Below are 21,682 nucleotides of genomic sequence, written 5' to 3' on the forward strand. Positions count from 1 at the left end.
TTATTTTTTTATAAAAAATTTTAGAGATTGCTATCTAATAGGGTTTTCAGCAAATAAAAAAGCATAGCCTCTATCAGCTACGCCATTTTTTCTAATATCTTTCTTATTAATGCTTCCCTTTAAACAAATTCATCACTGCTGCAACATCTACTGATGCCTGCTTATTTTCTGCTATTATTTCTTCATATACCTCTTTACGATATATTTCTACATTCTTCGGGGCTGATATACCGATTTTTACTTGCTCTCCTTTTGTAGCAACAATCGTTATCTCCATATCATCGCCAATTTTTATAACCTCACCTTTTTTCCGTGTCAAAACTAACATCGAATCACCCCTTTACCAATGTTGGATTATTTTTTTGAAATAATGGGTGCTTTGTGTGGTAATTTGGTTCATTTAAAATGACTTGCTTTGCGATATTCTTCTTACTATTAATGACAACAGGTGCTTGCAGATTTGCCGTTGTCTTTTCAAATTGATCTTGAACAGTTAATATAGAAAAAACTTGGATATCTTCTTCTGATTCTAATTCCAATAGCTCAACAATATGATCTTCTAATGTAAATTCATATTCCTTAAAGAAGGTAAATGGATTAGAAAGCACAAACGCTAATTGTTGATTTTCTACCGATTGTAAAACAATAAATTGACTTTCCTCATCAAGGGGTAAGAGAACAAATTCCTTTTCTTCAGGAAAACCAGGAATTGCTTGTGGAAATGTAATGACTTCTTTTTCTTGTATTTCTTTTTCACCGTGATATTTCGTCGCAATTTTCACTTACATCATTCCTTTATATGTATTGTTCATAGTTTACCCCAATATACTTTAAATTTTCAAAGTCTATCTCTAAAGATGGATATTGTGCTAGTTGGATATTAACCTTAGAAGGTGTGTATTTAATTTCAGGTTTGTTTATTGTACTATTAATGATAGCTTTTTTCGGTTCAATCGAAACATTCACTTCTCCTGGGTCATAATTGATTTGCACACTATTTGGAGAAGGAATCCATCCTAAACCAAATTGCTTGGGATCGCCTTGACTATTTCTTTTCGCTTGGCTAGCGATTACATTCCCGCCATTTTGAATTTGCAATAATTCATTACGTTCTTGTCCTCGTCTGGCTATCCCTTCCATTACAGCTTGTTTTCCTTCAGCGGCCGAATCTTCAATCATCCGTGGCACACTTTTATAACCGACATCTTCCCTTGCCTTTGTCTGATCAATCGTTAATTGAGACGGTCTTCTTTCAATCGTTAATTCCGCTTTCGGCTGTTCCATCTCTACCTCAGCCTGTTTCTGCTGAATCTCAAGCGATCCCTTATCCACCCACATATCTAGACGCGCCGGCGTCGATTGTAATCTAATTTGCGGAAACATACATTTACATCCTTTTCTACTTTATAGTTTTTTCAACACATGATTGTCGTTCTATAAAAATTCAGCTACTTAATTCCTTATAATAAACTGGTTGATTGTAGTGGAAGGTGCGAGACTCCTGCGGGAAATGCGGGACAGGTGAGACCCCACAGACGGAATGTCGAGGAGGCTCACCGCCCGCCCCGCGGAAAGCGAGCATCCTGGAACGAAAAGCAACCAACCTATTTAAAAGCATGTATTTTATCCTTTTGTCAATTTCCCCCAATAATAAAGACAAAATAATAAAAAGGAGCCAAACCATCAGACCAAAACAATAGTCAGGCTTGCCTCCTTCCATTTTTATCGTAAGAAATCAATTAAAGACGTTTGAATTAATCGTGCTCCAACTGCCAATGCTGCATTATGGACACTTTCCTGAACAGATAAATTCGTAATCGCCTTTTCCATATCCACATCTTCATTATCAGAAAGGACCTTTGTCGCCATTACTTCCTGTGCATCAATTCTCGCCTCTACCATTTCCAAGCGATTTGAGCGAGCGCCAAGCTCAGCTCTTTCACTGTTCATCGAATTAAGAACCTTATCAAGACGCTCTAATAAATCATCTAGTCCCTCTGTATCATTATTATTGAATTTATCTTCAATACCTTGCATCACATCAAACATCTCTTGATTAAATGTGCTAGCAGGACTTACATTTGCTTTCATTGTAATTCCTTGAGAAACTTCAACTCCATAATTATCAATTGCTGGATCATTAATATTTGCTGCAACAGTTGGAGGTGATCCGCTTGTTACTAACGGATTCGATACATCTGTACCATGGAAAATGAATTTTCCGTTAACCTTTGTATTAGCAACATTCACTAAATCATCTTTCAGCTGTCCGATTTCTTTCGCAATTGCTGCTCTTTCATCGCCACTATTTGTATCATTCTTACCTTGAAGTAATAGTTCACGAGCTCGATCAAGTCCACTAGTCGCTTGCTCAAGTCCTGCCTCTGAGTTATCCATCCACAAATGAAGCTCGGAAAGATTTCGTTTATACTGTTCCACTTGATTTAAATTGGAACGGAAGTACATTCCTTTCATTGCAACGACTGGATCATCAGATGGCTTTGTTATTTTTTTACCGGTTGCAACTTGGTTATTTAGTTCAGCTAATTTATTGTAGCTACTGCTAATATTGCGAAGGGAATTCGCTGATACCATTGATTGTGTGACACGCATTATTTATTCACCTATCTTCCAACGACGCCCATGCCGTTTATAATCTTATCTAGCAATTCATCCATTACCGTTATCATTCTTGCCGATGCATTATATGCTTGCTGGAATTGAATCATATTCGTCATTTCCTCATCTAATGAAACAGAGCTAACACTCATTCGTCTATTATCAACCGTTTGCTGAAGTGTTGCAGAATTGGCAGCCATCTTATTTGCTTCTTGTGCGCTTACTGCCATACTTCCGATAACCCCTTCAAAATAGTTGCGGAAATTTGACTGCTCAGAATTATTACCATAATCATATTTGTTATTGATGATTTCTGCTAATTTACTCACATAGGTTGCATCACCAAGTGTTGGATTTGATGGATCTGCATTTGCGATATTATCCAAGCTGTTTCGAATATCCTGTGAAATTGTCATTCTGCTCGCAAAGCCATTGCGATCCGTAATGCTACCATCTACACTTTCCGAATCGGCAAAGAAAGAAATCGCTTTGTCGCCATCTTTTATTTCATTCGGACTTAAACCTTCTTCATGCACCTTGTTAAATTCTGTTGCAAAAGTATATGCCAGATTGTCTAATTCTTTTAACATATCATTAAAAGTCCCAGCTAATTCGCCATTTTGATCTACATATCCATACGATTCTACTACACTCTTTAATTTTCCAATAGAGTTAAAGTTATTAATATCAACTACTGTATCTCCAATAGTAATAGACTGAACAGCTGTATCATCTGCATTGCTGTTAACCTTTACTTGTTTAGCACCATCTTTATCAACCAATGTTCCTAGAGCATTTCCTTTATCATCTACTAAAGTAACAATTGCTTTTCCCTCTGCTTGTGCTAACGCATTTCCGCCTGGAGCTTCATAGCTTACTTTGATATTCGCAAATTTTGATAGTTCATCTAGTAAACCGTCTCTTTTATCATATAAATCATTGGGTAAATAGCCATTTGGCTCGATACTGCCAATTTGCTTATTTACTTGGTCAATTTGTGAAAGCAATGTATTTATTTCTTTTTCAGCTACACTTAATTCATTTTTTGCATCTGCTTTTTCTGCTGAAACAGTTTGATGTAAATAATTAAATGTTTCTGCTACTGCAATCCCACGCTGGCGCACTACTGCACGAGCACCAGCATTTTGCGGATCAACTGCCATGTCCTGAAGTGACTTCCAGAAAGAATCCATCGCTGCAGATAAACCAGAGTCAGACGGCTCATTCAAAATGGTTTCTAAATTGCTTAATGCTGCGGAGCGATTTTCCCAGTAGCCGAGCTTGCTCGCTTCAGATCGATACTGTGTATCAAGGAATGTTTCTCTTACACGCACAACTGCCCCTGCTACAACGCCAGTTCCCATTTGCCCCGGCATTTTCGGTGCATTTGTCCCTACAGATGGAAAACTTTCTGATTGCTGTAAATCGACTCTTTGACGAGTGTAGCCTAAAGTATTTGCATTAGCGATGTTATTTCCGGTTGTATATAAAGCACCTTGTTGTGCTGTCATTCCTCTTCTTGCGGTTTCTAATCCCATAAACGTTGAAGCCATTTTCTTTCCCCCATTATGCCTTTATATTTAATAAGCTGTTTCCTTGTTTTCCAATTGCGTTCGTTTGAATATTATTGCCGCTCGGCTTACCGTAATTAATGCTTTTCTGCGTCGGCTTTAATAAATTTAAGGAAACATTGACAAATTGCATGGATTGTTGAAGAAGCTGTTGATTCAATGAATTTGTTTCTGCTAAATTCATGATAATTTCTTTCAGATGATTGGCAATTTCCGATACTTTCTCTGCATCTTGTGAATCAAGAAACTTTACGCAATCCATCACTGTAGGATCTGGAATAGTTGGAACCATTCGTTTAGAGATAGTAACCCTTGCTTCTTCCAGTTTTTGTATGCTCATAATATGAGCTTGTTCATCCTTCATAATTTGCTTGAGGGCGTCCATATCGCCAATCTTAATTGCTTCTGTCTTCTTTTTTGCTACTTCATGTAAACTTTGATGTAACTTCACAAGCTTGTCCAGTGTCTGTATTAATAATGTTGCTGACATGTTAGCCCTCCTTTTTTATGAATGATTTAGTTTTTGGAATAAAAGTTTAAAATGCTTTTTGCTACATCTTGCGGATTTACTTCATACGTACCGCTCTGTACTTGTTTTTTCAGTGCATCGATTTTTTCCGTGCGCGCAGCAGAAACTTGGGAAACTTGCTGTAATTCTTTCGCAGCCGCAGAGATTTCAACTTTATCTGCTCCTTTTGTTCCTTCCGCTTTATTGGATTGGTCGACTTTGTTTACTTTTTTATATGGATTAATGCCCTGTGTTCCATAATTATTAATTTTCATTGTGTACTCCTCGCTTTCTTTCCCGTACAAGTTTTATTCTTATTACTAGTATCGGATGATTAGCGTTTTATTTAATCATTTCCTTTAATTTTTATAAAAATACGTCAAAATAACTACTTTCCCAATCATATGTGTGAGTATATTCCTAGAGGGGATTTTAGGTTGTAGGTTTAACGCCGAACGAGTTCGGCGCTTGTTTGGAATTAACGTGTAAAATAGGTAGTCCTTTTTTTAAGCTCTTTTTGTCTTTCTTCTTCTTGTTCGACTGCATGCAAGTCATTTTTTATCTCCGTTAAACAAGAATTACAAAGCTTGCCTTCACGAATAATCGTACCGCACTGTGCACAAGGATAGCCAAGGTTCGGAAATTGAGCGAGCTTAATTCTACCTTTTTTGATAAATTTATAAATCAGCGTTCTCTCTACGCCCGTTGCTTCCACTACTTCATCCATTTGCGCTGTTCGATTCTGCTTTTTGCGAATAAATTGATAAACTTTTTCAAAATCGGCTTCTTCTTGTTTATAGCATTTTAGACACACATCGCGAATATTATTTAGCACATAAATATCGCCACATTGTGGGCAATTCCCTAGTTCTGCCACCAAAATTCCTCCTCATCTTGCAAGCGTAAAGGAAGAGATGGACTTTGCTCCCGCTTCCTTTAATAATTTTGCTGCACTCCGTAACGTTGCACCTGTAGTATATATATCGTCCATAAGAAGAATATCTTGAGCAATTATCGACTCTTTCTTCTCTAGTTTAAAAATATTTTCTATTTGCAAGCGTTCTTGTCTTGTTTTTTTCGATTGTTTTTCGCTATGTATGCGTACAAGACAATTGGTGTAAGGGATTTTCGTATAAAAAAATATAGCCTCTACTTGATTAAAGCCTCTCTCATACAATCGTTCCTCGCTTAATGGAATGGGCACAACCACCTTATTTTTTCCGAAATCCTTCGGTAAAAAAGAAACGAAAGCAGAAGCTAAGCGAAAGTCTCCTCTATATTTAAATCGAGCAATTGTCTCTTTCAAAAAATCATTATATAAAAATAGCGACTGATTCGATTGCAGTATACCTTTCCATTCATTTAGTTCGTCCCATTTTTGGCAATCGCGGCATACCCCATCTTTAACATGTCTAGTCTCCAGCATTTGAAGAGATCGACCACATACTTGGCACGTCTCCCCTTTAATTACTTCTAATTTCTCCTTGCAATCTGCACATAAATAACATTCTGGCTCTCTTGAGAAAAGATAAGTCCAATTAAATTCTGGGGTTACTGGAGCTAAGCAAATCACACAAATCATCGAAGCATCCCCCTTTCTCTTGCTTCTTTATTACTTTTCATAATTTGCTTTCGTGCTGAAACCATACTATTTGTTTTTCCATAATGAAAAAAAGTAATCGTTCCACCCGGAAATTCTTTTTTCCTGCCTACCCTGCCTGAAATCTGAACGAGAGCACTTTCGGTAAAAATTGGATTTTCTGCCCCTAACACCGCAACATCTACATTAGGAAAAGTTACCCCTCTTTCTAAAATGGTTGTCGTGATAAGCAAGTCCACTTTTTTATCACGCATTTTTTGGACCTTTTCTTTTCTATTAGGATCTTCTGCGTGAACAGCTTCTAAGCTACTTATAATTGGTTGTAAGAGCGTTTTTATTTTTTCCATATAATAAATTTTCGGCACAAATAAAAGTATTGGCTTCTTCTCAGGAACTCGTTCATGAATCCATTTAATAAGTGGGGCAGGTAACTTTTCCTTACTTAATCCTTTTTCCCAATTTCCACACCACTGAAAAGAAGGAACTGGCAAAGGGTATTGATGAAAACGAGCAGGGATGGTGACGAAGGGAATCTTCTTTTGTCTACATTTTTCTTGCCAAGCTTTATCAGGGGTTGCTGTTAAATAGATAAGTGTCGAGTGTTCTTTTCTCGCTTTCTGTACAGCATATTGAAGGGATGTATCAACTGAATAGGGGAAAGCATCCATTTCGTCCAAAATGACGAGATCAAATGCTTGTTGAAAACGAAAAAGCTGGTGTGTTGTGCTTATCGTTAGGGGACTATATAGATGACGATCTTCACTGCCGCCATAAACAGGAAGAACCTTTATGTCTGGAAAAACCTCCTGCAATCTAGGGGCCAATTCGAGGACAACATCTGTGCGAGGGGTTGCAATACATACTCGTTGGTTTTGCTTTAATGCTTTTTCGATCCCTTTAAAAAGTATCTCCGTTTTTCCAGCTCCACACACCGCCCAAATAAGTAGTTCAGATTGGTCTTCGATAATTGCCTCCATTTTGTCAGATGCCTCTTGCTGTCCTGGTGATAATGTTCCGCTCCATTGTAGCGCAATTTCTGAAGTTTCTTGAATTAATTTAGGTCCATTCCAAGTAATTAATGGAGTACATTCACTAATTCTCCCCATCATGATGCAGTTCCGACAATAGGTACATGTTTCTTGACATCTCGCACATGGAAAACTTGCAAACAGCTGCTGATTCTCATTACCACATCGCTTACAGCTATATTTATTGCGAGCATTTTTTTCAATGCCTTGCATGTAGGAACAATAACCATTTTCGTAATGTGCTTGGATTTCTTCTTCGGAAAAAGGCAGTTCATTTAGTAGTAATGCTTTACCTTGAAGAGTAGCTTGGAGTTGGGGATTAAATGGATAAGCACTATTAAGTGGGGGCGTTAAGAGCAGATTTGGTGAAGCATTCGAAATTCGAAAAGAGTGAGGGGGATTACTTTTAGTGGGGATTATTATATTGTGCATTTGATAAAACCGCATCATTTTCCTCCTAATTCTGATTTAAATAGATTTAAGGGTAAGTGATGGACAGTCATTTTTCCTGCTCCAGTCACTTTTAAGTTTAATTTCGCTAGTATTCTGGAAGCAGTGTAAATAGAATCTATTTGTAAAAATTCCCTGAGTTGAGAATTGGTGATTTGCTCCCCGAAAAGAAAGTAATAATCTTTTAAAGTTGGGATCATCACTTGATTTGTCTTGTGTTTGCAACCAAGGCAATACCAATGTTGCATATGTTTTTTCATTAAAAATTGGTTGCAACATTCGCATTTCACTCCGGATATGATATCTGCTTTATTAACTTGATACTTTTGCAGAATATCCGTATCTAAAGGAGTGTTCTTTTTCTTTAAGCATTTGATTAATTTCTTCCTTTCATCTGCTGGGAGGAAGGATGCTTTAAAAGATAAAGTAAGTTTAGGAATTAATTCTGGCAAATACTCTTTATGAATGATGGTATTTTTAAAGGTTTGAATTTGAGGAGGGGATAAACGTAAAATCGATTTGGGATTACTAAATACAACGAGAGAGTAAATCGGAATAGCAGGAAATTGATTGGCTAGTAACCAGTCTTCAAGTTGTCTCTTTAATCTGTTCACTTGAATAATAGGGTCCGGAAAGGCCTCTTTTTCCTCTCCTTTTATTCGTGTCATTTGATGCAAATCAATATCAAAGTACAGTTCACCGACTATGTTTTTCACTTCAAGAATTAGGGCATATTTTGCATGAAGAATTAATACATCAATTTGAAAAAAATGTTTTCCATCCCATAGACGTAAATCATGAAGAATAAAGTAGTCCTCATCTGGTAAAAAACTAAGTGGGAAGTCTACAGCCTTCTCTCCCCTGTAGCCTGCCAATTTTCTTTGATAATCTTGATTTATTAAAGAAATATTAGGATGATGGGCTCTAATTCTGGAAAGTAAGGCTTCTAATTGAAGCGCTCGATATGGATATTCAATTGGTCTTACAATCAACTGATCACTTCCTTTCATTTTTATACTGTTTATTCTATACTTTAGCTTGAATTCCTGCATATTTTATAAAAAATTACGAACGTTAATATAATCTGTGCTTTCTGATATGAGTGGTAGCAATCTTTGTTGCCGTTTTATAGCTTTTGCTTGTTTCTTTTTTTACTTTTACTTGCGACTTCTCCACTTTTACTTGCGACTCTACACTTTACTTGCGGCCTCTCCACCTTTCCTTGCAACTTTCACTCCTTTACTTGCGACTTCTCCACTTTTACTTGCGACTTTCACTTCTTTACTTGCGACTTTCACTCCTTTACTTGCAACTCCTCCACCTTTCCTTGTGACTTTCACCTTTTACTTGCGACTCCCCACTCCTTTACTTATGATCAACCAACCCCCCATCAAAAAACCCGGTTCTCATCAAGAACCGGGATCTCTCTAACACAACCTATTATCTCTTCTTCATCCACCCAAGCCCCATAGACCCCTCACCTAAATGAGTTCCAATTACGGCACCAAAGTAGCTTAAGGAGAATTCAATATTCGGGAATTCTTGCTCTAGTTCTGCTTTCCATTCTTTTGCTTCTTCTTCGCGATTAGCATGGATAATGACAGCATAGTAGCTGTCTCCGTTTGTTGCTTCGCGTAAAAGTTCCACAATGCGCTTCATTGCTCTTTTTTTTGTGCGGATTTTTTCAAATGGGACGATTAGTTTATCCTTGAAATGTAGCAACGGTTTTACTTGCAGGAGACTTCCTATGATTGCTTGGGCGCTTGAAAGGCGTCCTCCGCGTTGGAGATTGGACAGATCATCTACCATAAAGTAGGCGTGGCTTGTTTCTTTTAATTCATCTAGAATTGGCATAATTTCTGCTGCTGTTTTGCCTGCACGGACTAATTTCGCTGCTTCAATGGCATAGAATCCTTGAACCATGCAACTCACTTCTGTATCAAAAGCAAATACAGTAATTCCATCTACCATGTCTCCCGCAGAGATGGCGCCTTGATAAGTACCGCTAATTCCGCTTGATAAGTGGATACTAATTACTTCATCATAATTCTCGGAGAGTTTTTCAAATAGCTCCACAAATTTTCCAATTGATGGCTGAGAAGTAGTAGGCAGCTCCTTTGTTTTAATTTCTTCATAAAATTCGGATGCTGTTAATTCTTTTTCTTCTTCATACACTTCTGACCCAAGAATGACCGTCAATGGAATCATATGTATATCGTACTTCTCCCTTACATCTTTAGGGATATAAGCCGTACTATCTGTAACAATAGCTGTTTTCATCCAATTAGTTACCTTCCTTATCTATTCGTTTGTATTCCATTTTAACTAAAAAAGAGTTTATTTGCATTATATATTAACTCTATTATAATGCACAAAAAGAGGAATTTATATGGAATTTTAATAGGCAAGAAAATATTATAACAGATTTTTTACTTTTGAGGTTGATTCGGAATGGGAATTTCTCTTCTCTTTAATTCTACAAAGAGGAGCAGGATGAATTCTTCGGCGAGTTCTAATTTTATCGCTTCTAAATATGCTTCTATTAGGGTGTGATCAGGAAGTCTCTTGATTCCATTCATTGGAATTCCTCCTATCATCTTCTTTACCAATATCTTATCAATAATCCTAGGTAAAAACACCTAATTCACTTACAATATTATGACAATTCCACAAACTACTGTAAGGACAAATAAAAAAGGAGCTCCTTAAACCAACTAGTGATTCAGGTAGCACCTTTCCTATTAACGAACTTCTACCCAACCGTTTTTAATAGCAACAACAACTGCTTGCGTACGGTCGTTTACATTCATTTTTTGTAAAATATTACTTACATGGTTTTTAACCGTTTTTTCACTAATAAATAATGCCTCGCCGATTCCTCTATTACTTTTACCATCTGCAAGAAGCTGTAAGACTTCACATTCACGTCTAGTTAATAAATGTAATGGTCTTCTAATTTCTACAACTTGTACATGGTGTTCATCAGAGTTTGCATTTTCTAATGCTAGACGACGATATTCATTTACTAGGTTATGGGTTACTTTCGGATGTAAATAGGAACCTCCGTCAGCTACTACTTTAACCGCTTCAATAAGTGCATCTGCATCCATTTCTTTTAGTAGATAACCGCTAGCACCTGTTTTTAATGCATGGGTTACGTAGTTTTCATCATCATGAATGGATAGAATGATAACCTTTGTATCAGGAAATTTCTCTAACAATTGTCTTGTTGCCTCTACTCCATTAATTGTAGGCATATTTATATCCATAATTGTTACGTCTGGTTGGTATTCTTCAATTAGCTGAATGGCTTGTGTGCCATCATCCCCTTCAGCTACGACTTCGAAACTCGATTCGAAGTCGAGAATTCGTTTTACCCCTTCTCTAAACAATTGGTGATCATCAATAATAACTATCTTAGTAGTCAAATGCTCCGCCTCCCTTATTTTCTTTAGGCTCTTTTCGAATAATAATACGTTTTGCTATGTATGAAGTCCTTGATTACAGACACAAACAGTTAATCCAGAAAGAATAGCCCCTTTCAGTTTAGGGACCTCCTTTCCCTCAGAAGTCAAGATTATCTGCTTTAGTCAATACTACTCAATTAACTATCTTACAAAGATTGGATTCTCCTATGAAAAACAGTTCCTTATATCATCTAATAGGAACGTTGATCATAATAATGGTTCCAACTCCGATTTTTGAATCGATGGTTAATTCCCCATCAAGAAGATGTACTCGTTCTCTCATCCCAATTAAACCAAAAGATTCGTCCTTTTTTTGATCTTTATCGAATCCCTTGCCATTGTCCTTAACCAAGACAATAATTTGGTCTCTTCGTAGTTCCACTTTAACAGAAATATTAGATGCTTCTGCATGCTTTAAAGCATTTTGGACAGATTCTTGAACTAAGCGAAAAATTGCCACTTCGTACTTACTTGGAAGTCTTGTTTCTTTTCCAATTATGGCAAACTCAATTTTCGTTGATTCATGATACTCTTCTATTGTTTGTAAATATTTTTTTAGTGTTGGAATAAGGCCAAGATCATCTAAAGCCATTGGACGAAGATCATAAATGATTCGTCTAACTTCATATAATGCACTTCGTACCATTACCTTTAAATTTCTAATCTCTTCAAATGCCTCTTTAGCGCCACGCTCTTTATATATTCTTTCTACTAAATCAGAGCGCATCATTACATTAGCCATCATCTGTGCTGGCCCATCATGTATTTCCCGAGAAAGTCTCTTTTTCTCTTCTTCCTGAGCACCAATAATTTTCAATCCAAAATCCTGCTTTTGCTTGGCGTCTTCGATTACTTCGCCAACCTGTTTTAAATCACTAACTAAGTAATTCATCACGACAGAAATTTGCGTTACCAGATGTTCTGCACGCTCAATTGTTTCATCTAGTCCTAACAATCGACGTTCTAAATCATCTCGTCTTTCTCGATATTGCTTTTCTAGGTGACGATTCATGCTTAAATCCATTTGCAGCGTATGTGCTCTTTCATAAGCTTCCCGAACTTCCGCTTCCGAGTATTCATTAAAATGCTTACTCACTTCTGATAAGCGTTTACGAGCAAATCGAGACTGGATCTCTAGCTTGTCTCCTTTTTCTATCGTATCTAACACGAGTACTTTCATTTCTTTTAATTCTTCGGTAAGGGTTTCATAATCTTGTCGACATTGTTCTCCAATACGAAAAATCTCGTCTTTGCTGGAACCAACGGTCTTAATCATTTGTTCCACAATATAATCTAACGTTTTTGTGTCAAATTTCCTTATTAACATATATAATTCCTCCAAAAAGGCTAAAACCCTTCCAACATCCATTCTTATTTTAGCTTGAAAGTTAATAATATGTATAATTCATTGTAAAATAAATTAAAATCGTTATTTAGACACATCTTCCTCCACCAAAAACCATGCCTCAAGACCTATTACCAACAAGAATTACTGTGAAAAAGTATGTAAAAATGCAATAATATAATTTTATCCTATTCTAAACCAAAAACAAAGAAAAAGAAAATAAATAGATGAGATAAGCTGGAAATTAAAGAATCTTAAGCCTATCCATGAAATATAGCCCATAACATATGTAGCGGGTCTTTTCGAGCATTGAGTTTTACTTATTATATCACGCTTGCTAAATCGCTATATTAAGATTTGATTACAAAGAGAACAATAATTGAAGAAAAAAGAATGTCGAATTATAATGAAATAAGACTAATTATCGATTTTCTATTTTTTTTCAAATAGAAAAAGTTACAAATACTGACTTATATAACGAACAGAAGAATCTCATTACGATATTTGGTGGATAACAAGTATAGGATAAAGACACAGAAAGGAGCTTTCCATTATGCTTCCTTCCTATCTAACTGTGCCTAGCTACGGGGAATATGAACTAATTATTCAAAAATCACGTTTTATTGCTCATATCGCTCGAACAGAAACAGAAGAAGCAGCACAGGCTTTCATAGGAGAAATAAAGAAAAAACATAAAGATGCCACACATAATTGTTCTGCATACTTAATTGGAGAACATGACCAAATTCAAAAAGCGAATGATGACGGGGAACCAAGTGGAACGGCAGGAGTGCCAATTCTTGAGGTACTAAAGAAAAAAGGACTAAAAGATACGACAGTTGTTGTTACAAGATATTATGGTGGGATTAAGCTTGGCGCTGGAGGTCTTATTCGCGCATATGGAAAAACTACCTCCGAAGGATTAGCAAATGTGGGTATCATTGAAAGAAAATTAAAACAAATCGTTAGTGTATCCATCGAGTATCCATTACTTGGAAAAACGGAAAATGAATTACGATCTTCGAATTATCAAATTAAAGAAATTCATTATTTAGAAAATGTCGAGATCGATGTCTTTGTTGATTCTGAACAGGTGGAGACATATAAAGATTGGATAACAGACTTAACGAATGGACAAGGTATTATTAAAGAAAAAGAAACCTTGTATGCAGAAACCCATATTTGAATTATTTACTATTATTACAAAAATATACCTTGAATAGAAATAAACTGCTAATTTACGCAGAATAGAGATAGAGGTAATATAGTAACTATGATTTCATTACGTATTTCTTAATTCACAAAGGAGAAACTTATGGCAAATAATACAAGAGAAACTTATATAAAGGATACAAAGAAAAAGAAACGAAAAAAAGTAAAATTGTTTATTTTTGTACCATTACTTGTGATCCTTATAGCAGGCATCGGTTATGGAGCAACCTTATACTCAAAAGCAAAATCAGTTGCAGATGATTCGTATGAGCCAATTGATCGTGATTCGAAAAGAGACGCAAAAGTAGATCCTAATATCGATGACGTCTCCATCCTATTTATTGGAGTAGATGACAGCGAGAAACGATCTAGTCAATCTGGTACTACCCGTTCTCGTTCCGATGCCTTAATGGTAGCGACTTTAAATGAGAAAGAAAAATCGGTTAAATTACTCAGCATCCCACGTGATTCCTATGTATATATTCCGGAACGCGGCTATTCCGATAAAATTACTCATGCACACTATTTCGGTGGAGTTACGTCTACTTTAGATACAGTAGAAGAATTACTAGAGATTCCGATTGATTATTATGTAAAAATGAATTTCGACGCCTTTATGGATGTAGTTGATGCTTTAGGTGGTATTGATGTCGATGTCCCAGTGACATTTACAGAACAAAACTCGAAGGATAAAGCAGGCGCTATCCATCTTGAACAAGGATATCAGGAATTGGACGGAGAACAAGCACTTGCCCTTGCAAGAACAAGAAAAATTGATAACGACATTGAGCGTGGAAAAAGACAACAATTAATTATGCAAGCCATCATGAAAAAAGCGATCTCTGTTGAAGGGATAACAAAATATTCAAAAGTAATGGAAGCTGTCGGAAGCAATATGACAACAGACCTATCATTCAGCGATATGCAGTCCTTAATTGCTTATGCAACTGCCGATAACGGTTTACAAGTAGAAACACTTACACTCGCGGGTACGGATGGCCGTGTAGATGGTAAATATATTTATCAATTAGATGAAACAGCATTAGCGGAGACAAAATCTGTCCTTCAGCAGCATTTAGGTCTAAATAGCAGTTTCTTATCAGACTCTAACAACTCTACTGAAACAGAAACAGATTCAACAACGGATTCCTCCACTTTAAACTAATCACTATATCTGACATACACCAATTTTCATTGGTGTATGTTTTTTGGTTTATTCGATTCAATAGAAGATAAGCCTAATGTACTTCCCTCATCTTTCCCAATATATTATTTAGAAAGATTGTTAACCGAATGAATATCTACTTTTCAAATTAAGAAATTTGTCACTAAACTAATAGAAGATAATAATTCTATATTTTGTTCTATATTTTTCCTATCTAAAATTCCCCCTACTTATTTATCTAACCATTAATTCTACTTATTATATTCTCTATTAGATATTCACCATAATTATCCATACTAACACAACATGCTATTATGATAGAATCATATTAGTCCCTTATTTTAGGTAAAAAGACATAATTTTTAAGTATTTCTTTCACCTACATTAAAATTTGGTATAATTCTAATTAATTGTAACGGGGTCTAAAGTATTAGATTTTTTTACTAGATTCATAGTTTATTACTAATGTATGAAGGAGAAAAAGATGTTAAAAAAATTACTATCCATGTTGCTTTCATTTGTTTTACTGATTTCTATACTGCCAATTTTCGAACATAATGCCTATGCTAGTGTTAACGAACCACAAGTACATGTAAAACTTAAGAATTACCTCGGAAATAAAACACAAGTTACTCTTAAACCATCCGGAACCTATAAAACCATTGATGGCAAAGTTTCTTTAAACAGCAACACAGAATATATCCTTAAATTAGAGCAATCTCAACTAAAATTGTATCAAGGAAGCAAATCTATTTATCAATCCACTTCCTTTACTCTAGCTTCTTCCGACTCAGACAGCTCCTTATCGATTAATAATCGTTCATATAAAGGATCTTTTGAATTTATTATGGAAACAATAAGTGGCAAAAACTATATTAGACCAATTAATACGGTTGGTATGGAAGATTACCTTAAAGGGGTTGTTCCGCGAGAAATGCCAGCTTTATGGGATCTTGAAGCGTTAAAAGCTCAAGCCGTTGCAGCACGTACTTATTCTTGGAATTATGGTGGTCAGACAATCACAGATACTATAAACCATCAAGTTTATGGCGGACTAACTGATTCCCATCCTAACTCCAATAAAGCTGTAGATTCTACTACTGGACAAGTCTTAAAATATAATGGAAAACTAATCAGTGCCGTATTCTCAGCAAGTAATGGTGGCGTAATGGAGGCTGCTAAGAATGTTTGGGGATACGAATATGGATATCTAAAAAATGAACTCGATCCTTATGATACAAGCTTTAATTGGGATTTTAGCTTGCAAAAAACGCAAATCGACATGAAAGACAAAGATTTAGTTAAACCAGATACATGGTGGAAAAATGCGTCTGAAAAAGATAGTAAAATTATCTCCCTTATTAAAACTTGGTTAAATAATAATGGGTATAAAGATAAAGATATCAAGATTGTCTCAATTCCAACTCTTTCTTTTAATAACCCTTCTTCCACAAAACGTGTAACTACAGGTTCCATAACGGTTCAGTTTTACGTGAAGGATATAAAAGACAAAGACGGAAAACTAATTTTACAAGAAGTAAAACAAACGAATGTTGCAGCATCAAGAGTTAGAGCAATGATAGGAATAGACAATGTAAAAAGTTATCTTATTACAAAAAGCTCCTCTAATTCAACTGCTCATAGCATTGCTGGAAAAGGGTACGGTCACGGAGTTGGCTTGAGCCAATATGGTGCAAATAATCGTGCTAAGGCAGGACAAAAATACAATGAAATTCTAGCATTCTATTATCCTGGAGCTAAACTAGTTACTGAATATACACAGACTGATATTTCTGCTCCCGTTATAAAAGATATAAAAGCTTCGTTCGTTAACTCGAATGATAATGTGAGAATATCATTCAATATCAATAAAGCAGCAACTGTCATAGTAAGAATTAAAGACAGCACTGGTAAAATCGTATCAACACTTTTGAATAACAAATCTTTAAACGCAGGTAGCTACTCCTACACTGCTGATGCTTCAAGTTGGAGCAACGGAAGCTATACAACAGAAGTTATAGCAACAAACAGTAATAATCAAACAACTTCAAGTAGTGCCATTGTTCAAGTATCAAAAGTAGAAGCACCAACTATTAGTTCAATCAGCACTAAATATGATTCAGATCCAAACAGAATAGTTGTTTCCTTTAAAGGAAACCAACCAACAAAAACAACTGTAATAATAAAAGATAACAACAATAAAGTTATCAAAACATTAGCAAGCAATCAATCAATCGCTGTTGGAACAACTTCGTATAATTGGGATGTATCAAATGTCAACAACGGAAACTATACTCTAGAAATTACATCTGTTAATAGTGTTGGCAAATCAAGTTCTGCTAAACAAAATTTCACTTTAAAAAAAGCAGAAATAGTAGCTCCTTCTATTAAAGATATAAAAACAAGCTATACCGCAAGTAACAACCAGGTAAAAGTTAGTTTCCATGTTGATCAAACAGCAAAAACAACTGTCGAATTGAAAGATAGCAACAATAAAGTAATTAAAACGCTAGCTAGTGATGAATCAAAGGCTGCTGGTACGAGAACGTATAACTGGGATGTTAGCAAAGTTAATAATGGAACCTATACTGTTGCAATAACTTCAACTAATAATAGTGGACAGAAAAAGACAGCTACTCAAAAATTCACTTTACAAAAGCCAACTGCTCCTACTATAAAAGACATAAAGACAAACTATACAGCAAGTAACAACCAGATGAAAATTAGTTTCAATGTTAATCAAACGACCAAAACTACTGTGCAAATTAAAGACAACAAAAATAAAGTCATCAAAACATTAGCAAACAATCAATCAATTGCCACTGGTACGAGAACTTATAACTGGGATGTTAGTAAAGTTAATAATGGAACCTATACTGTTTCAGTCACTTCTACTAATACTAGTGGGCAGAAAAAAACGGCTAATCAAAAATTCACTTTAAAAAAAGCAATTGCTCCCACCATTAAAGAGATGAAAACGAGCTATGATACATCTGGCAATAAAATCAAAGTTAGCTTCCATGTTAACCAAGCTTCGACAACAACTGTAAAAATCGTAAATGGTAAAAACAAAGTCGTCAAAACCCTTGCTTCTAATAAGTCCATAAAAGCAGGAATTCATTCTTATACATGGAATGTTGGCAATGCAAGTGATGGAAGCTATACGGTATCTATTGAATCTGTAAATGGCAGTAAGCTAAAAAAAACAGCTACTAAAAAGTTTACGTTATATAAAGTAAAGACAGGGACTGTTAAGGCAACAAATCTAAATATTAGACAAAAGCCGAATGCGTCATCCAAAAAAGTCGGTTCAATACCTAATAACAAGAAAATAACAATTTTTGAAAAAAGCGGAGCTTGGTATAAAATTAAATATGGTAAAGTTACTGGCTATGTTTCAGTACAATACGTAAAGAATGTGAAATAATAAATAAGAAGTAAGGCAAATCTAGCCTTACTTCTTTCCTTTCTATTTACTACATAAAAAACAAAAGACCCTCCTTCATTCTTGAAGGGGGTCTTTTACTATCGATTTTTATCAGTAGAATATCTTATATCATTAATAAATTTTAAAATAGGTTTATAGTTCTTTCCAACTAAACCTATCTTTTCAACAATTAATTCAATTACTAATAATACAGTAACTATTAGGAGTATTGCTCCCCATACTTTTGCCATTGAAAAAATCACCGCAACTAGTCCAAAAAAAGATGCCATTGCATAAATTATAATAACCGTTTGACGATGTGTAAAACCAACATTTAACAAGCAGTGATGTAAATGCGACTTATCTGGAGCCATCAATGGCTGCTTATTAACTAATCGACGAATAATAGCAAAAAATGTATCTGAAATAGGAACTCCTAGAATAATTACTGGAATAATAAAAGAGATTAACGTAACATTTTTAAATCCTAATAGAGACATTACCGCAATAATATAGCCAAGAAATAATGCTCCCGTATCTCCAAGAAAAATCTTTGCAGGATAAAAATTGAAAAATAAAAACCCAAGTGTACTTGCTAAAACAATGGAAGATATAGCAATTACATATCCATTCCCCATAATCATTGCCATACCAGTGATCGTAAATAAAGCAATACAGGAAACACCTGAGGCAAGCCCATCTAATCCATCAATTAAATTAATTGCATTCGTTATGCCGACAATCCAAAGAACGGTTATCGGTATATCCAAGAATCCAAATTCCAATTGTCCTCCGAATGGCAAGTTAATAAATTCAACTTGTACGCCACCCCAAACAACAACAATTATAGCCGCGATTGTTTGAGCAAGAAACTTAATCTTTGCAGAAAGATTATAAATATCATCCAATACTCCCGTTAACACTATAATGACACTACCAATCAATATTGGATAATGGTAAGCTTTATCCGGATTAACTACTAATGCACCGATCACAAAACTAATGTATATAGCTAAACCGCCCATACGAGGCATAATTTTTTGATGTACTTTTCTTTGTTCTGGTTTATCCATTGCTCCAACTTTAAATGCAAGCTTTTTTACTAATGGAGTAAGTAAGATAGAAGCAATGAAACATACCACAAGCATTATATAAATCATGCAAATCCTCCCTAATGCCTTAATTAACGTACTTCATAGGCATCTATTCTTGCATATAATCGAAGTTTATTATAACACAATACCCACTGGCATGTTTATATTAATTTCATCATTATTTTACATTTATATTACATTTTTTATAAACTAAATTTAAATAACTGCTTATTATTATATATGACGTATTTCATTTTAGAAAGTTTCATCTTAAATTTTTTTATTAATTGAATCAATTTCATAAATTAAATCCTTAGAGCCACAAGCTATCAAATGTACGAAAAAAGGAGTACCTCCCCAAAATGTCGAAATAAGTAAGCACCACACAAACTTATAAGACTGGAGGAAGACTCCCTATGACTATTATACGACAAGGAAGCCTATTTGACCTACAAGAATTATATAATTTAGAACCTACCCAACGTTTTGAAGCTATTTTTTCTTCTATTGATATAGACCCAATCTTCGCTGTGGTAACGAAGAAATCACGTTTTGGAAGACCCGTTAAGTTGAACTATGCAGCGATGATTTATTCACTCGTTGCTAGAATCACAGAGCGTATTTCATTTATTAAAGATTTAGTGAAAAGATTACAGAATGACATGATTTTTCGCCTTGATTGTGGCTTTTTAGTGTCAGATACTATTCCGTCAGAAGCAGCTTATTCCAGAATGGTCACAATCCTCAGTGAATCGAATGTACTTGAAAAAGTCCAAGGAACCTTGCTTCATCAAGCGATTTCAGAAGGTTTTATTTCCGATGACACAGTAGCCATTGACGCTACACACTTTCTCGCAAAAGATGGAGCACCACCAAAGGAAGAACAACCGAAAAGTGAACCGAAAAAGCGTGGGCGTAAATCAAAAGAAGAATATGAAAAATGGCTCATTGAAAAGGCGGAACTGGAAGCCAATCTGCCTCTTTTTGATAAAAAAATCGAAGATCAGTTAGACATTCCTTTAGCCGACCTTCGAGCTGAAATTCCTCAAGATCCACAGTGGGGTGTGAAAAAAAACAGTGAAGGAAAAAACGTTTTTTGGTATGGATTTAAAGCTCATTTGGCTGTTGGAACATCCAGTCAATATATTCTTCAATCCCTTCTTTCTTCGGCCAACTTGAATGACGGAAAGGCTGCGATTCCTTTATTAAAAGGAATTCATGAACGAATATCGCTTTCTTCTTTACTCTATGAAACAATGGACGCTGGTTACGATTTTGAAGCCGTTTATACGCAAATACATCGAATGGGTCATCGAGCTGTGATTGCTTATAATAAACGCAATGAACCAGAACCAATTGGTTTTGATAAGCATTTCGCTCCTACTTGTGTCCGTGAACATTCCTATCGCTATGATAGCTTTGAAGTAAAATATGAAACACTAAAATACACACGTCCAAACGAATGTAAAGACTGTCCACTAGCCAATGATGCTCTATGTCAAAAGGTGTATAAAGTAAAAATCACTACAGATTTAAGAAAATTTACAGCGCCAGCACGTGGATCTCAAACATGGAAAAAAATCTTCAAAAGACGCACGGCGGTAGAACGTGTGAATGCTTATCTTAAGGGATATTTCCAATTAAACAATGTTCGTTATCGTACAGGAAAAAAGGCTAAAGTCCATTTTGACCTCGTTACGTTAGTTTATAATGCTTCAAAATTAGCTGCAGACCGTCTTAATCAAATGTTAAATCAACAACAAGTTGCTTAATCAAAGTAAAAAAATTAAAAGGAATTAAATTCTGCAAGTTTTTGATTTTTTAAAAGTTGGACTTATGAAATTGACTCAATTACCTAAAATTAAACTCAATTCTAAATTTTTTATAATGAAGAGTTTTTAGATTATTGTTTTGAAATGTTTAATATTTTTTTCAACTATTGCTTTAAAACGTTCTAAGTTAGTTCATACTATTAAAAATAAAAAACAATATAAAATGAGGGATAGAAATGAAAATCTGGACGTTCAACAGAACAAACCTTGAAAATTTACAGCACTATAATAGCAAACTATTCTACAGCGATGATGAAGAAGGCGAAGAATTATTAGATATACCCTCAAAAATAGCAATAAATGAGCAAGATTAAACATACTCATTTAGCAAATACTTCCTAACAAAAAGATCTATATAAAGTGG

General features: G+C 35.3%; 22 protein-coding genes. 5 read left to right on the top strand and 17 right to left on the bottom strand.

What is annotated here, in order from left to right; genetic code table 11:
* Nucleotides 1–106: 106 nt before the first annotated feature.
* The 16 genes from csrA to HHU08_RS20100 form a co-directional block, all read right to left on the bottom strand.
* Nucleotides 107–328, bottom strand: a complete 222-nt coding sequence (csrA, locus tag HHU08_RS20025; RefSeq protein WP_169189129.1) for a carbon storage regulator CsrA — start codon at nt 326–328, stop codon at nt 107–109.
* Nucleotides 329–332: 4 nt separating this feature from the next.
* Nucleotides 333–782 (bottom strand): flagellar assembly protein FliW, encoded by a 450-nt coding sequence (gene fliW, locus HHU08_RS20030; protein WP_169189130.1) that lies wholly within the window; start codon nt 780–782, stop codon nt 333–335.
* A 13-nt stretch (nt 783–795) separates the two neighbouring features.
* Nucleotides 796–1,383, bottom strand: coding sequence for a DUF6470 family protein (locus HHU08_RS20035; RefSeq protein WP_169189131.1), 588 nt, complete (start codon nt 1,381–1,383; stop codon nt 796–798).
* 339 nt (nt 1,384–1,722) lie between these two features.
* A complete protein-coding gene (flgL, locus tag HHU08_RS20040) occupies nt 1,723–2,613 on the bottom strand; it encodes a flagellar hook-associated protein FlgL (RefSeq protein WP_169189132.1) in 891 nt (296 codons plus the stop codon).
* An 11-nt stretch (nt 2,614–2,624) separates the two neighbouring features.
* Nucleotides 2,625–4,172, bottom strand: a complete 1,548-nt coding sequence (gene flgK, locus HHU08_RS20045) for a flagellar hook-associated protein FlgK (RefSeq protein WP_169189133.1) — start codon at nt 4,170–4,172, stop codon at nt 2,625–2,627.
* Nucleotides 4,173–4,185: 13 nt separating this feature from the next.
* Nucleotides 4,186–4,680: a flagellar protein FlgN gene (locus HHU08_RS20050; protein WP_169189134.1), complete on the bottom strand. Its 495-nt coding sequence runs from the start codon at nt 4,678–4,680 to the stop codon at nt 4,186–4,188.
* A gap of 26 nt (nt 4,681–4,706) precedes the next feature.
* Complete coding sequence (flgM, locus tag HHU08_RS20055) at nt 4,707–4,973, bottom strand: flagellar biosynthesis anti-sigma factor FlgM (protein ID WP_169189135.1); 267 nt, start codon at nt 4,971–4,973, stop codon at nt 4,707–4,709.
* Between the two features lie 203 nt (nt 4,974–5,176).
* On the bottom strand, nt 5,177–5,575 hold the full coding sequence (locus HHU08_RS20060; protein WP_169189136.1) for a TIGR03826 family flagellar region protein: 399 nt from the start codon (nt 5,573–5,575) through the stop codon (nt 5,177–5,179).
* 12 nt (nt 5,576–5,587) lie between these two features.
* Entirely contained in the window at nt 5,588–6,280 is a 693-nt protein-coding gene (locus HHU08_RS20065) for a ComF family protein (protein ID WP_169189137.1), read from the bottom strand.
* Nucleotides 6,277–7,773 carry a DEAD/DEAH box helicase gene (locus HHU08_RS20070; RefSeq protein WP_235678992.1) on the bottom strand — a complete coding sequence of 499 codons (1,497 nt, stop codon included), beginning with the start codon at nt 7,771–7,773 and terminating at the stop codon, nt 6,277–6,279. Before HHU08_RS20070 ends, HHU08_RS20065 begins: the two co-directional genes overlap by 4 nt.
* The gene (locus tag HHU08_RS20075) at nt 7,773–8,768 is read right to left on the bottom strand and encodes a nuclease-related domain-containing protein (RefSeq protein ID WP_205835651.1); all 996 of its coding nucleotides are present in this window, start codon (nt 8,766–8,768) and stop codon (nt 7,773–7,775) included. The genes HHU08_RS20070 and HHU08_RS20075 overlap by 1 nt, the downstream gene beginning before the upstream one ends.
* A 198-nt stretch (nt 8,769–8,966) precedes the next feature.
* Complete coding sequence (locus HHU08_RS20080) at nt 8,967–9,116, bottom strand: hypothetical protein (protein ID WP_169189139.1); 150 nt, start codon at nt 9,114–9,116, stop codon at nt 8,967–8,969.
* Nucleotides 9,117–9,216: 100 nt separating this feature from the next.
* The gene (locus HHU08_RS20085; protein ID WP_169189140.1) at nt 9,217–10,056 is read right to left on the bottom strand and encodes a DegV family protein; all 840 of its coding nucleotides are present in this window, start codon (nt 10,054–10,056) and stop codon (nt 9,217–9,219) included.
* A 149-nt stretch (nt 10,057–10,205) separates the two neighbouring features.
* Nucleotides 10,206–10,355 (bottom strand): sporulation histidine kinase inhibitor Sda, encoded by a 150-nt coding sequence (sda, locus tag HHU08_RS20090; protein WP_205835652.1) that lies wholly within the window; start codon nt 10,353–10,355, stop codon nt 10,206–10,208.
* Nucleotides 10,356–10,517: 162 nt separating this feature from the next.
* Nucleotides 10,518–11,204 (bottom strand): response regulator, encoded by a 687-nt coding sequence (locus HHU08_RS20095; protein ID WP_016205197.1) that lies wholly within the window; start codon nt 11,202–11,204, stop codon nt 10,518–10,520.
* A gap of 226 nt (nt 11,205–11,430) precedes the next feature.
* Entirely contained in the window at nt 11,431–12,570 is a 1,140-nt protein-coding gene (locus HHU08_RS20100) for a sensor histidine kinase (protein ID WP_016205198.1), read from the bottom strand.
* A gap of 571 nt (nt 12,571–13,141) precedes the next feature.
* Between HHU08_RS20100 and HHU08_RS20105 the strand changes: the two genes are divergently transcribed.
* The 3 genes from HHU08_RS20105 (at nt 13,142) to HHU08_RS20115 (ending at nt 18,392) form a co-directional block, all read left to right on the top strand.
* On the top strand, nt 13,142–13,774 hold the full coding sequence (locus HHU08_RS20105; RefSeq protein WP_016205199.1) for a YigZ family protein: 633 nt from the start codon (nt 13,142–13,144) through the stop codon (nt 13,772–13,774).
* Nucleotides 13,775–13,903: 129 nt separating this feature from the next.
* Entirely contained in the window at nt 13,904–14,965 is a 1,062-nt protein-coding gene (locus tag HHU08_RS20110; RefSeq protein WP_016205200.1) for an LCP family protein, read from the top strand.
* A gap of 484 nt (nt 14,966–15,449) precedes the next feature.
* Nucleotides 15,450–18,392: a SpoIID/LytB domain-containing protein gene (locus HHU08_RS20115; protein ID WP_016205201.1), complete on the top strand. Its 2,943-nt coding sequence runs from the start codon at nt 15,450–15,452 to the stop codon at nt 18,390–18,392.
* 98 nt (nt 18,393–18,490) lie between these two features.
* Here HHU08_RS20115 and HHU08_RS20120 read toward each other — a convergent pair whose 3' ends face one another.
* Nucleotides 18,491–19,552, bottom strand: a complete 1,062-nt coding sequence (locus HHU08_RS20120) for a glycosyltransferase family 4 protein (RefSeq protein ID WP_169189141.1) — start codon at nt 19,550–19,552, stop codon at nt 18,491–18,493.
* Nucleotides 19,553–19,902: 350 nt separating this feature from the next.
* Between HHU08_RS20120 and HHU08_RS20125 the strand changes: the two genes are divergently transcribed.
* Entirely contained in the window at nt 19,903–21,258 is a 1,356-nt protein-coding gene (locus HHU08_RS20125; protein ID WP_169187604.1) for a transposase, read from the top strand.
* Between the two features lie 236 nt (nt 21,259–21,494).
* Nucleotides 21,495–21,632 (top strand): hypothetical protein, encoded by a 138-nt coding sequence (locus HHU08_RS20130; protein ID WP_169189142.1) that lies wholly within the window; start codon nt 21,495–21,497, stop codon nt 21,630–21,632.
* Nucleotides 21,633–21,682 lie beyond the last annotated feature (50 nt).

The sequence above is a fragment of the Niallia alba genome (assembly GCF_012933555.1).
GTDB lineage: Bacteria > Bacillota > Bacilli > Bacillales > Cytobacillaceae > Niallia > Niallia alba.

What these genes read in the sequence shown, in the direction of transcription:
- csrA (WP_169189129.1), bottom strand. Translation starts at nt 328, where the DNA reads ATGTTAGTTTTGACACGGAAAAAAGGTGAGGTTATAAAAATTGGCGAT.
- HHU08_RS20035 (WP_169189131.1), bottom strand. Translation starts at nt 1,383, where the DNA reads ATGTTTCCGCAAATTAGATTACAATCGACGCCGGCGCGTCTAGATATG.
- flgL (WP_169189132.1), bottom strand. Translation starts at nt 2,613, where the DNA reads ATGCGTGTCACACAATCAATGGTATCAGCGAATTCCCTTCGCAATATT.
- flgK (WP_169189133.1), bottom strand. Translation starts at nt 4,172, where the DNA reads ATGGCTTCAACGTTTATGGGATTAGAAACCGCAAGAAGAGGAATGACA.
- HHU08_RS20050 (WP_169189134.1), bottom strand. Translation starts at nt 4,680, where the DNA reads ATGTCAGCAACATTATTAATACAGACACTGGACAAGCTTGTGAAGTTA.
- flgM (WP_169189135.1), bottom strand. Translation starts at nt 4,973, where the DNA reads ATGAAAATTAATAATTATGGAACACAGGGCATTAATCCATATAAAAAA.
- HHU08_RS20065 (WP_169189137.1), bottom strand. Translation starts at nt 6,280, where the DNA reads ATGATTTGTGTGATTTGCTTAGCTCCAGTAACCCCAGAATTTAATTGG.
- HHU08_RS20070 (WP_235678992.1), bottom strand. Translation starts at nt 7,773, where the DNA reads ATGCGGTTTTATCAAATGCACAATATAATAATCCCCACTAAAAGTAAT.
- HHU08_RS20085 (WP_169189140.1), bottom strand. Translation starts at nt 10,056, where the DNA reads ATGAAAACAGCTATTGTTACAGATAGTACGGCTTATATCCCTAAAGAT.
- sda (WP_205835652.1), bottom strand. Translation starts at nt 10,355, where the DNA reads ATGAATGGAATCAAGAGACTTCCTGATCACACCCTAATAGAAGCATAT.
- HHU08_RS20100 (WP_016205198.1), bottom strand. Translation starts at nt 12,570, where the DNA reads ATGTTAATAAGGAAATTTGACACAAAAACGTTAGATTATATTGTGGAA.
- HHU08_RS20105 (WP_016205199.1), top strand. Translation starts at nt 13,142, where the DNA reads ATGCTTCCTTCCTATCTAACTGTGCCTAGCTACGGGGAATATGAACTA.
- HHU08_RS20110 (WP_016205200.1), top strand. Translation starts at nt 13,904, where the DNA reads ATGGCAAATAATACAAGAGAAACTTATATAAAGGATACAAAGAAAAAG.
- HHU08_RS20115 (WP_016205201.1), top strand. Translation starts at nt 15,450, where the DNA reads ATGTTAAAAAAATTACTATCCATGTTGCTTTCATTTGTTTTACTGATT.
- HHU08_RS20120 (WP_169189141.1), bottom strand. Translation starts at nt 19,552, where the DNA reads ATGATTTATATAATGCTTGTGGTATGTTTCATTGCTTCTATCTTACTT.
- HHU08_RS20125 (WP_169187604.1), top strand. Translation starts at nt 19,903, where the DNA reads ATGACTATTATACGACAAGGAAGCCTATTTGACCTACAAGAATTATAT.
- HHU08_RS20130 (WP_169189142.1), top strand. Translation starts at nt 21,495, where the DNA reads ATGAAAATCTGGACGTTCAACAGAACAAACCTTGAAAATTTACAGCAC.